Annotated in this window: 10 protein-coding genes; 5 read left to right on the plus strand and 5 right to left on the minus strand. The window is 72.8% G+C overall.

Going from position 1 to position 10,695, the window contains the following annotated elements; translation table 11 throughout:
- Positions 1-15 precede the first annotated feature (15 nt).
- Genes ABT160_RS39295 through ABT160_RS39315 form a run of 5 tightly spaced genes read right to left on the minus strand, consistent with a single transcriptional unit; the run spans position 16 to position 2,437 of the window.
- Positions 16-402 carry a DUF6251 family protein gene (locus tag ABT160_RS39295; RefSeq protein ID WP_351653350.1) on the minus strand — a complete coding sequence of 129 codons (387 nt, stop codon included), beginning with the start codon at positions 400-402 and terminating at the stop codon, positions 16-18.
- Entirely contained in the window at positions 386-781 is a 396-nt protein-coding gene (locus ABT160_RS39300) for an RRQRL motif-containing zinc-binding protein (protein WP_351653351.1), read from the minus strand. Before ABT160_RS39300 ends, ABT160_RS39295 begins: the two co-directional genes overlap by 17 nt.
- Positions 781-1,890 carry a conjugal transfer protein gene (locus tag ABT160_RS39305; protein WP_351653353.1) on the minus strand — a complete coding sequence of 370 codons (1,110 nt, stop codon included), beginning with the start codon at positions 1,888-1,890 and terminating at the stop codon, positions 781-783. Before ABT160_RS39305 ends, ABT160_RS39300 begins: the two co-directional genes overlap by 1 nt.
- Complete coding sequence (locus ABT160_RS39310; RefSeq protein WP_351653355.1) at positions 1,887-2,168, minus strand: DUF6303 family protein; 282 nt, start codon at positions 2,166-2,168, stop codon at positions 1,887-1,889. Before ABT160_RS39310 ends, ABT160_RS39305 begins: the two co-directional genes overlap by 4 nt.
- Positions 2,169-2,173: 5 nt before the next feature.
- Positions 2,174-2,437 carry a DUF6284 family protein gene (locus tag ABT160_RS39315; RefSeq protein ID WP_351653357.1) on the minus strand — a complete coding sequence of 88 codons (264 nt, stop codon included), beginning with the start codon at positions 2,435-2,437 and terminating at the stop codon, positions 2,174-2,176.
- 622 nt (positions 2,438-3,059) lie between these two features.
- Between ABT160_RS39315 and ABT160_RS39320 the strand changes: the two genes are divergently transcribed.
- The 5 genes from ABT160_RS39320 to ABT160_RS39340 form a co-directional block, all read left to right on the plus strand.
- Positions 3,060-3,818: a GntR family transcriptional regulator gene (locus tag ABT160_RS39320; protein WP_351653359.1), complete on the plus strand. Its 759-nt coding sequence runs from the start codon at positions 3,060-3,062 to the stop codon at positions 3,816-3,818.
- Entirely contained in the window at positions 3,799-4,374 is a 576-nt protein-coding gene (locus ABT160_RS39325; RefSeq protein WP_351653361.1) for a GNAT family N-acetyltransferase, read from the plus strand. The genes ABT160_RS39320 and ABT160_RS39325 overlap by 20 nt, the downstream gene beginning before the upstream one ends.
- A 517-nt stretch (positions 4,375-4,891) precedes the next feature.
- Positions 4,892-5,734, plus strand: coding sequence for an ATP-grasp domain-containing protein (locus ABT160_RS39330; protein WP_351653362.1), 843 nt, complete (start codon positions 4,892-4,894; stop codon positions 5,732-5,734).
- An 81-nt stretch (positions 5,735-5,815) separates the two neighbouring features.
- The gene (locus ABT160_RS39335; protein ID WP_351653364.1) at positions 5,816-7,168 is read left to right on the plus strand and encodes an MFS transporter; all 1,353 of its coding nucleotides are present in this window, start codon (positions 5,816-5,818) and stop codon (positions 7,166-7,168) included.
- Positions 7,169-7,173: 5 nt separating this feature from the next.
- Positions 7,174-10,695, plus strand: a 3,522-nt coding sequence (locus ABT160_RS39340) for a non-ribosomal peptide synthetase (protein WP_351653366.1), incomplete at its 3' end; no start/stop codon positions are given.

Below are 10,695 nucleotides of genomic sequence, written 5' to 3' on the forward strand. Positions count from 1 at the left end.
GCGGACAGGCAACCGTCAGCGACGACCACGCCCACGGCCCCGGGTGCGGCGTACACGCCGGGCGGCCCGGCGGCCATCGCCCCCGCCCAGCGTGCGGACCACGGTGACCACGCCCCAGACCAGGACCACGGCGAGGAACGCGAGCAGGGCCAGGTTCGCCGCGATCGCGGTGAGCACGCCGACGAGGAGGGGTCCGAAGTAGACGCCGGCGGCGACCGCCCCGGCGCCGACACCGGAGCCCAGCGCGATGCGCTGCACCGTCCGGTCCGGCGGCGCCTGGTGGACGTGCTGGTGGATGATCTGCGGCGCCCCGGTGGCCGGGGCGATGCGGGAGGGGTCGGCGTAGGCGTAGCGGCCGTCCGGGAGCTGGACGACCTTCGCGATCTCAGGCAGCGATTCCATGGTTCGTCCCTTCGGAGTCGGCGCAGTTCAGGCACATACCGAGCGAAGTAGGCAGGCAGTACCCGTACGTGGCCCGGCAGATGGGGCAGGTGCGGCGGGCGAGCATCGCCAGCGCGAGCGCACCCCACTTCCGCGACGTCATCGGCCGCACCGGCACCGCCCGGTCCACCCGGTACAGGTAGGCCACCGCCACGCCGCTCTTGCGGCGCCGGGAGGAACGCATGAGCTGGGCGGCGACCGGCTGACCCCCGGGCCGGAGCCCTTGGGCGCGAAGCTGTCGGCGGGTGGCGTAGCCGTCCGGCGCGTACCGCCACGGGTAGGTGGGGATGCCGTAGCGGGCGCCGGTCGGGTCGAAGCAGTCGGCGTACGCGGTGGCCATCAGGCCACCGCCCCACGCTCACGCTCGGCGCGCAGCGTCTCGCGCAGCATCCGGGCGTTCTTCGGCGACGTGTGCACCGCCAGGCGGATGCCCTCCGCCGTCAGCCGCTCCACCGGCCACCCGGCCGTGACCGACCGCGCTTCAGCGAGGAGCTGATCCGGGGTCCGCTTGGGCCGCGCCGACCGGGCCGACTCCGGGACACGGCCCGTAGCCCGGCGCGGCCGGACCGCGTCCGCCGCCACCGCCCGCCGCCCCGGGTCGACCGGAGCCGGGGCCGACTCGATCGCCCGGAGCGGCTTGACGGGCAGAACCGGCTTGAGGAACCCGACCTGCACCGCCTTCGGCAGCACGACCCGGTTCACCGTGATCGGCGCGGGAGCCGATTCGGGCAGGTCAGGAGTAGACCGAATCCTCTTAGTTCCGGTGGATTCCTCCGCATTCGTGCCTGGCGGAGTCGGGGCGGGCGGGGTGAGGCTGAACATGTCGGCAAGGGCCGCGTCGGCGCCGGTGGTGACGCGGGCGCGCTGGACATCGAGCAGCCGCGACCCCAGCGCCGCGTCCCCCGACCCGACCCGGCGGGCCAGCCGCCACGACGCCCGGTCCGAGCGCTGACGCACCCGCTCATCGGGGTGGTTGGCGGCGCGGGCCCGGTGGTAGGCGAGCGCCTGCACCGTCTCCACGGCCCGGCGCTCGCCTTCGGCATCGTGGCCGTGGGCGTGGACGGCGATGCGGCGGGCCAGGAACGCCATGCCCTCCGCCGAGACGCACATGCCCATCGGGGTCACGGCGTAGATGACCGTGGTGGCCGCATCGGTCGCCGCCATCGCGGCCATCGCCGACGCAGCCGCCGGCAGCAGCCACAAGCCGAGCCGGATCACGAGCGGGGAGGACTGGCCCAGCATCGTCAGCCCGAGCAGGACCAGGGCGAGCACGGCGGTGGCGCCTTCGCCGGCCGCGACCGCACCGAGCGCGGTCCCCTCGCCGTAGGCATGGCCGATGTTGCTGAACGTCCCCATGCCGCCTGCCACACCGGTGGCGAGCATCGGCACGAACGCCAGGCCCAGCACGGCCCCTTGGACGCGGGTCAGAGGCTTTCCGGTGGTGCTCATGCCGGAACCTCCCCGCAGGGACGAACCAGTGCGGCGGCGATCAGCACGACCGGCGTGGAGTCGTCACCGGACTCCACGCTGTACTCCGTCCACGACCAGCTCCCGTCCGGGGCGAGTTCGTAGCCGAGACTGGCCAGCGCGTCCCGGCGCTCCGCCCCGGTGGGCAGCGCGCCCGAGTGACGCCAGTAGAAGGTCGGCCAGTGCGTCTCGCCGAGCTCGGCGACGTACAGCCGCCAGCCACCCGACGCGAGCGACATCTGCGCGGTCAGTTCGCTCATGCCGCTCACGCCCCCAACTCGGCAGTCGTGGCGGTCTGGTTGGCCAGGGCCCGGCGGGCCGCCAGTACCCGCCGCCTCGCCCGGCGCAGCCGGCGCTGGTCCAGCTCGCTCAGCATCCGGTCCAACACCGCGATCTCCGCGTCCAGCAACTCCAGACCGGCCGCGATCAGCGGTTCCTCCAGAACCAGAGCATCCAGCTCGGCGTCCGTCGGCTCACGCTCGACATCCGGCGCCGTAACAGTGCTCTGACGTGCAACGATGATCCTCATGAGTCGTGTTCTCCCTAGCAGGTGGACGGCTCACCAGCGCCCCCGGAGTCGCCACTCCGGGGGCGCGCGCCGTACGAGTCGGAACACCCGGCTCCCCTCAACCCCGCCCGTACGAGACGGGCGAGGGAGGCAACCGGCCGACTTCACCGGCACCCCGTTGCCACGGAGTGCCGGACCCGAGTCGGAATCGGCGCGTCATGGTCACTGCTCTGACGCCAGCAGGGCGGCGCGCACCAGGTGGCAGGCACGGGGTTGACCTCCCGGAAAGGAGGGTTGATCCCCGGGCCTGTTCTCCAGAGCTGGCACGCCAAGGAAGTGGCCGCCGTGGCCGTCACCCGGGCCGTTGCGGGGACGAGGACTTCCACCCCGTCGATTGATCACGCGCGATTCAGTTGTCAAGGACTAGCAGTCACGATCCGGAAGGCGCGGTAGCCAATGGCTCCCGAACGAACGGGACCTCCGGGCGCTGCAAAGTACTCCGTACACACCCACCCACTCCAACTTGTCTGGAGGAGTGGCGCTCCATGAGATTGCCCGACCTTGGGTTGGAGAGTCAACCCCTCTCGTCTAACTTGTATGGAGGAGTCGAAGTGATCGCGAAAGGAAGCCGATGCGTCGTGGCATGACCAAGGCACAAGAAATCGCCTACGACCTGCGAGAACAGATCGGTTCGGGCGCCCTCCCCGGCGGAGCAGCCCTCCCGAGCGAGTCGAAGATGATGGCCCAGTACGGCTACAGCCGAGAGACGATCCGGTCGGGGGTCCGGCTCCTCGTTGAGGAAGGGCTTGTGGTCACCGGGCACGGCACCGGCAAGTTCGTCCGCGAGGACTACCCGCCCGTCGTGTGGAACTGGACGACCTTGGAAAGCCGCAGTCGGCACGAGACAGCAGTCGAGGGGCAGACCGCCGGCGACCAGTGGGCGTCAGCCGTCGCAGAGGAAGGTAAGACCCCACGCCAAGAGATCACCGTGTCCATCGTGGTACCGCCACCACACGTACGGGAGTCCTTGGAGCTGCCGGACGACGGTCTGGCCGTAGCACGCAAGCGCATCCGGTACGTCGACAACCGCCCTTATGCGCTCGCCGACTCCTACTTCCCGCAAGAGTTGGTGACAGGAACGCCGCTGATGGAACCGCGCGACGTGTCCGCCCCCGGCGGTGTCCTGGCCTCCGTGGGGCTCATCCAAGCGAAGTACCTGGACGAGATCTCCGTTCGCATGCCGACTCTTCAGGAAGCCGAAGTTCTCGCACTACCCGCCGCGACGCCCGTGGCGGAGCACACCAGGACCGGGTACGACGCAGAGGGAAAGCCCCTGCGCTGCATGGTCACGATCCTCCCCGGAGACAGGCACAAGATCCGCTATGAAGTCGACACCGACTGATGAGTTCCTCCGCCCGGCAGGCATGCACGACGTGCCCGCCCTGATGGCCCTGCGCACCGAAGCGGAGCAGTGGCTACAGACCAAGGGCACCGACCAGTGGAGCGATCCCGAGACCGGGGAACGCGCCCTGTCCAAGTGGCGAGCCAGCATCGACGAGGGCCGGGCATGGGTCGTCGTCGACTCCAGCAGCGACGTTCTCGCCACGGTGAGTCGTGGGCCCGTTGACCGCGACTTCTGGGCTGATGGCGACGAGCCGGAAACCGCCCTCTACCTCTACAAGTTGATCGTGGCCCGCGCCGCGTCCGGGCGCGATCTTGGAACGCGGGTGATCGACTGGATGTCTCGCCTGGCCGCACTGGAGGGGCGATCGTGGGTGCGCATCGACACGTGGCGCACGAACGTGGGGCTGCACTCGTACTACGAGCGACTCGGCTTCAAGCATGTGCGCACGGAGAGCCCGTCGCACCGGCTCTCCGGCTGGCTCGCCCAACGGCCGGCCGGAGACGTGCGGCTGCCGCAGAACCCACTTCGAGTTCTGAGCGACGCCGAGAAGTAGCCCACGGTCGATGATCACGGCAACCCCGCCCGCACCAACCGGGCGGGGTTGAAGCCCCCTCCGGGGCGGAGGGCGCACCCCCGCGACACACCTCCGACACGCCACGGTGCCAGCCGCGCCCGGGAAAGCCTCCGCCGCAGGTCAACCGGGGTTCTGGCGCTGATCGGCGCGTTCTCTCCGGAGCCGTGTGCGCAGGTTCGAATCCTGCCGGGGGCACCTTGATTTAGGTGCCCAAAGACCCCGTCACCAGCGGAAACGCTGAGGCCGGGGTCTTCGCGTATGTGCGGGCGGGAGCTGCCAGGAGCAGTCGTTTGCCAGTGATCACGTTGTAATGGCGTGATGATCTTGGGGTGTCGGCGGGGTGGGCGTCGTGGCACGCGCTCGTGGAAGTCCTTTGACCCTGGTCAACGCCCCTTGGTTGGATGAGGCCCCCGGTGTCGGCAGAGGTCCCGGGGGTGGTCGGGGCGGGTGGCCTCGGCCGGTTCGTGTTCTGGACCCGAGTGCGCGAGGTGCCCCCGTGGCCAAGGTGTTGTTCGTCAGTGATCTTTCCTATCAGGCGCGCGGGCGGCGGTACTGCGATGAGGACATCTGGCTGACCTCCCGGCTGCGGGAGCACTTCGACGTCGCGCTGTGCCATCCGCTGGACGCCCTGTCCCTCATGGACGGGTTCGACGTGGTCGTGGTGCGCAACAGCGGGCCCGTCATCCACTACCAGGAGGCGTACGACGCCTTTCGGGGGGAGGCCCTGCGGCGTGGCGTACGCGTGTTCAACCAGTTGAGCGGCAAGGCCGACATGCGGGGGAAGCAGTATCTGCTGGAGATGTTCCGGGAGGGGTTGCCCGTCATTCCGACTGTGGGGGGTGGGGAGGCGGTACACGTGCTGCCCGACGTCGAGCAGTACGTGGTCAAGCCCCTGCTCGGCGCCGACTCCATCGGGATGGAGGTCCTGCCGCGCGACGAGCTGCTGCGGCGGGAGCCGCGCAGTGGGGTGCTCGTGCAGCCGCTCGTGCCGTTCCTGTACGAGGTGTCCTTCTACTTCGTCGGGCGGGTCTTCCACTACGCCCTGCACGCCCCCGACCCCGATGCCCGGTGGGACCTCCGTACCTATGAGCCCACCGCCGACGACCTGGCGTTCGCCCAGCGCTTCGTCGACTGGAACGACGTCGAGTACGGGATCCAGCGCGTCGACGCCTGTCGTACCCCCGGGGGCGAGCTGCTCCTCGTCGAGCTGGAGGACCTCAACCCCTACCTCTCGCTCGACCTTCTGGACACAGTGGCCCGGGAGCGGTTCGTGAATGGCTTGGTCTTGTCGCTCAACTCGTATGCGAATGACCCGCGTTGGGATCATTCGGGCGGTTGATCAGGCCAGACTTGTGTGCGAAAGTTCGAGCCCGCCGGACCGGCAGACACGGTGACCGCCACCGAAGGGACATCGGGGTTCATGCGCAAGTCGGTAAGCACGCCGGACGACACGGGCTCACGAGGCCCGATACCCCGGCGACTGGCCGGGATGGGGCCGTTCGTCCTCGTCTGGGGCGGGCAGGTCGTCTCCCTCGTCGGGAACTCCGTACTCCGCTTCGCCTTCGTCATCGAGGCCTGGTCCGCGGGCGAGCGGGCCACCGCCGTGACCCTCCTGTCCCTGTGCGCCCTGCTCCCCCAGGTCCTCCTCAGCCCTGTCGCCGGCGCCCTCATCGACCGTTCCCGCAAGCGCAATGCCCTGCAAGTGGCCGATGCGGGTGGGTTGTTGGTCGTGGTCGGGTTGGGGTTGCTGCATTTCCTCTACGGGTTGCAGGCCTGGGCCATCTATCCCGCCGTCGTCCTCCTCGGCGCCTGCGCCGCCTTCCAGTACCCCGCCATGGCCTCCGCCGTGCCCATGCTCGTCCGCAAGGACCAGCTCCAGCGCGCCAACGGCCTGCTGGCCAGCGCCAAGAGCACCGCCGACGTCTTCGGGCCCGCGCTGGGCGGCGTCCTCATCGCCTTCGCCGGGGTCGGCTTCATCATCGTCGCCGACGCCGTCAGCTTCGCCCTCGCCCTGGTCGCCATCCGGATCGTGCGCCTCAACGGCGACAAGCCCGGCAGCGGTGCGCGCAAGCCGATCCTCGCCGACGCCGCGCAGGGGCTGCGCTACCTGTTCCGCGAGCCCTGCCTGCGCGACCTCATGCTCAACTTCTGCGCCGCCAACCTCGTCATGGTCTTCGGCTTCGCCGCCGTCCAGCCCATGGTCCTGGCCCGTACCGGCAACGACTCCGCCGCGCTCGCCGCCGTCAACACCGCCATCGGCATCGGCGGCATCGCCGGCGGGCTGCTCATGGCCGCCTGGGGCGGCCCGCGCAACCGCGGCCGCGGCATGATGGCCGGAATCATCGGCATGTGCCTGTCCGCGCAAGTCGCCATGGCCCTCGCCGGGAACGTCGTCGGCTGGTGCGCGGCCATCCTGGTCGGCGCGCTGATCATGCCGATGATCAACGGCTCCATGCAGGCCGTCGTGCAGACCAAGGTGCCCCAGGAGTGGCACGGACGGGTCTTCGGCGCGGTGGTGTTCCTGTCCCAGATCTCCGTACCGCTCGCCACCGGCATCTCGGGTCCGCTGGCCGACCACGTCTTCGAGCCCCAGGCCGCCGCCGGCACCGGGGTCTTCACCGTCCTCGGGCCCCTCCTCGGCGACGAGCCCGGCAGCGGCATGGCGGCCATGCTGCTGATCGCCGGGCTCTGCGGGATCGGCGTCGGCCTGTGGGGGCTGGCCCGGCGGACCGTGCGCGACATCGACGTACTCCTGCCCGACCAGGAGGGCTGAGCCCCATGGACCCCTCTCACGGCACCTCCCGCCTCGTCCACGAGGCCTTCCGGCAGCGCGTCCGCGAAGCCCCCGGCTCCCTCGCCGTCGTCGACGGGTCGCGGCAGGTGACCTATCGTCAACTCGATCGGGAAAGTGACGTGTTGGCACGGGCGCTCGGCCTTCGTGCCGGGGGGCTCGTCGGCGTCCGTCTGGAGCGCTCCGCCGACCTCGTCGTCGCCCTCCTCGCCGTCCTCAAGGCCGGCTGCGGATACGTCGTCCTCGACCCCGCCTTCCCCGCCGAGCGGCTGCGCGCCATGGCCGCCGACGCCGGAGTCGCCGCCGTGGTCACCCGGTCCGGCCTCCCGCCCGTCGGCCTCGACGTCCCGCACCTCCGGGTGGACCACGTGGAAGCAGGGTCCGGGGAAGTCCGGCCGCCCGTCGTGGGGCCCGAGTCGGTCGCCTGCGTCATGTTCACCTCCGGGTCCACCGGGCGGCCCAAGGGCGTCGTCGCCCCGCACGGCGCCGTCACCGCGACCGTGACCGGGCAGGGCTTCGCCTCCTTCGGACCCGGCTCCGTCTGGCTCCAGGCCTCCCCCGTCTCCTGGGACGCCTTCGCGCTGGAGCTGTGGGGGCCGCTGCTCGGCGGCGGCACCTGTGTGCTGCACCCGGGCCAGCGCCCCGACCCGGTCGTCATCGCCCGGCTGGTCGCCGAGCACCGGGTGACCTCCGCGTACCTGTCGGCGAGCCTGTTCAACGTGGTCGTCGACGAGTTCCCGCGCGCCCTGGACGGGGTGCGGGAGGTGCTCGTGGGCGGCGAGGCGCTCTCCCCCGCGCACCTGCGCCGGGCCCGTGAGCTGTGGCCCAGCCTGCGGATCGGCAACGGCTACGGGCCCGTCGAGGCCATGGTCTTCGTGACCGTCCACCCGGTCGCCGACGCCGACGCGGACGGCCCCGTCCCCATCGGGCGCCCCCTCCCGGGCAAGCGGGCGTACGTGCTCGACGACCGGCTGCGCCCGGTGCCGGACGGGGAGACCGGTGAGCTGTACGCGGCCGGGGCCGGGCTCGCCCTCGGCTACCTGGGGCTGCCCGGCGCCACGGCCGAGCGCTTCCTGCCCGATCCGTACGGGGAGCCCGGCACCCGCATGTACCGCACCGGCGACCTCGCGCGCCGCCGCCGGGACGGGGTCCTGGAGTTCGCCGGACGCACCGACGACCAGGTCAAGGTGCGCGGCTTCCGGGTCGAGCCCGCCGAGGTGGAGGCGGCGCTGGCCCGCCACCCCGGGGTCGCCCGGGCCGTCGTGCTCGCCCGGCCGGACGCCACCGGTGAGCTCGTCCTGGTCGCGTACGCCACGCCCGCCACGGGTGCCCGGCTGGACCCGGAGCCGCTGCGGCGGCACGCCGAGCGGCTGCTGCCCGGGCACCTGGTGCCCGGCGCGTTCGTGGTCCTCGACGCGCTCCCGTTGCTGGCCAGCGGCAAGCTGGACCGGGCCGCGCTGCCGCAGCCCGCGCGGCCCGAGGGGTCGGGCGGGCCGGGGGTCGGGAGCGGCCCGGCGGACCCGCTGCCCGACACCACGGACCACCCCGGAACTCCCCTGGTGCGGCAGCTGTGCGCGCTGTTCTCCGGGGTGCTCGGGGTCCCCGACGTCGGCCCGGACGACGACTTCTTCGCGCTGGGCGGGCAGTCGCTCCTCGTCGCCCGGCTGCTGGGCCGGATCGTGGACGCGCTGGGCGCCGAGGTGGACGTGCGCACGTTCTTCGGGGCGTCCACCCCGGCCAAGCTGGCCGCGGTGCTCGCCGCCGCGCCCGGGCGGCGGCCGTCCGCACCGGAGGGCCCGCCGCCGGCCTCCCACCGGCTCTCCCCCGCCGAGCAGCGCCTGTGGTTCCTCGACCGCACCGACGCGGGCGTCGCCTACACGCTGCCGCTGCTCGTGCGCCTGCGCGGCGCGGTGGACGCCGGGGCGCTGGGGCGGGCGCTGGACGCGGTGGTGCGGCGGCACGACGCGCTGCGGACCGTGTACGAGGAGCGGGCCGACGGCACGCCGGTGCGGCGGGTCGTGGCGGAGGCCGACGCGCGGGTGCCGTTCGTCCACCGCGTCGTGCCGGAGGCGGCGTGGGACGCGGCGGTACGGGACGCGGCGCGCCACCGGTTCGACCTGACGGCCGAACTCCCGGTGCGGGCCGCCCTGTTCACCGTACGCGAGCGGCCCGACGAGCACGGGCTGCTGCTCGCGCTGCACCACATCGCCGCCGACGGCTGGTCGTTGCCGCCGCTGCTGCGCGACCTCTCGCGGGCCTACCGGGGCGAGGCCCTGCCGCCCGCCGAGGCCCCGTACGCCGTGCACTCGGCCCGTGGGCGCGAGCGGGTCGACCAGCTCAGGGACGGGCAACTCGCCTACTGGCGCGAGGCGTTGGCCGGGAGCCGGGCGCCGCTGCTGCCGCGCGGGCCGGGCGGTCCCGGCGGGTCCGGCGCGCCCGACGCCGCCGTGACCGTGCGGCGGACCGGGGCCGGGGGACACGCGCGGCTGGTCGCCCTGGCCCGGGAGCGCGGCGCGACGCTGTTCATGGTGCTGCACACCGCGCTGGCGGCCGTCCTCGTACGGGCCGGCGCGGGTACGGACACGCTGGTCGCGGCGCCGGTGGCGGGGCGCGGCGGCGGGGGCGCGGACGACGCGGTCGGGTTCTTCGTCAACCTGCTCGCGCTGCGCGCGGACGCCTCGGGCGACCCGTCGGCGGCCGAACTCCTGGAGCGGGTGCGCGAGGGCGACCTGGCGGCGTTCGCGCACCAGGACGTGCCGTTCGAGGACGTCGTCGAGGCGCTCAACCCGCCGCGCGGGCCGGGGCGCCATCCGTTCACGGACGTGGTGCTCGCGCTGCAGAACAACGCGCGCGCCGAGCTGGACCTGCCGGGCGCGCAGGCGGACCCGGTGGAGGTGGTGCGCACGGGCGCGGCCCGCTTCGACCTCCTGGTCGACGTGACCGACCGGTACGGCCCCGACGGCGCGCCGCTGGGCCTGGAGCTCACCCTGGAGTACCGGACGCGGGCCCTGGAGCCCGAGGTCGCCGACTGGCTGGCGGACGCGCTCGTGACGACGCTGGACGCGCTCGTACGCACCCCGGACGACGACGGGCCGAAGCCGGACACGCTCGTACGCACCCCGGATGCGCACGACGACCTGCGCCTTTCCCGGCTCCCGCTGCCCCCGCTGCCGCACCCGGCCGACACACCCGAACCCGCACCCGAACCCACCCGCGCCCCCGCCGGGCCGTACGCGCCGCCGCGCACCGACGCCGAACGGCGCGTCGCGGGCGTGTTCGCCGACGTGCTCGGCGCCCCCCGGGTGGGCGCGCACGACGACTTCTTCGCGATCGGCGGCAACTCGCTGCGGGCGCTGCGGGTCGCCGCCCGGCTGACCACGGCGAGCGGGCGCGCCCTGACGGCCGAGGCCGTCTTCGCGGCGCCGACCGTGGCCGGGCTCGCCGCCGCGCTGGAGGCGGCCGGGGCGGACGGCGCGCCGGGGGCCGGGGCGCCCATCCCCCGCCGCGCC

It is taken from the genome of Streptomyces sp. NPDC001941 (assembly GCF_040296945.1).
In the GTDB taxonomy this organism is placed as follows: domain Bacteria; phylum Actinomycetota; class Actinomycetes; order Streptomycetales; family Streptomycetaceae; genus Streptomyces.

Excerpts from the sequence above, each read along its gene's own strand:
- ABT160_RS39325 (WP_351653361.1), top strand. The coding sequence starts at position 3,799 with ATGAAGTCGACACCGACTGATGAGTTCCTCCGCCCGGCAGGCATGCAC.
- ABT160_RS39315 (WP_351653357.1), bottom strand. The coding sequence starts at position 2,437 with ATGAGGATCATCGTTGCACGTCAGAGCACTGTTACGGCGCCGGATGTC.
- ABT160_RS39300 (WP_351653351.1), bottom strand. The coding sequence starts at position 781 with ATGGCCACCGCGTACGCCGACTGCTTCGACCCGACCGGCGCCCGCTAC.
- ABT160_RS39320 (WP_351653359.1), top strand. The coding sequence starts at position 3,060 with ATGACCAAGGCACAAGAAATCGCCTACGACCTGCGAGAACAGATCGGT.
- ABT160_RS39310 (WP_351653355.1), bottom strand. The coding sequence starts at position 2,168 with ATGAGCGAACTGACCGCGCAGATGTCGCTCGCGTCGGGTGGCTGGCGG.
- ABT160_RS39335 (WP_351653364.1), top strand. The coding sequence starts at position 5,816 with ATGCGCAAGTCGGTAAGCACGCCGGACGACACGGGCTCACGAGGCCCG.
- ABT160_RS39305 (WP_351653353.1), bottom strand. The coding sequence starts at position 1,890 with ATGAGCACCACCGGAAAGCCTCTGACCCGCGTCCAAGGGGCCGTGCTG.
- ABT160_RS39295 (WP_351653350.1), bottom strand. The coding sequence starts at position 402 with ATGGAATCGCTGCCTGAGATCGCGAAGGTCGTCCAGCTCCCGGACGGC.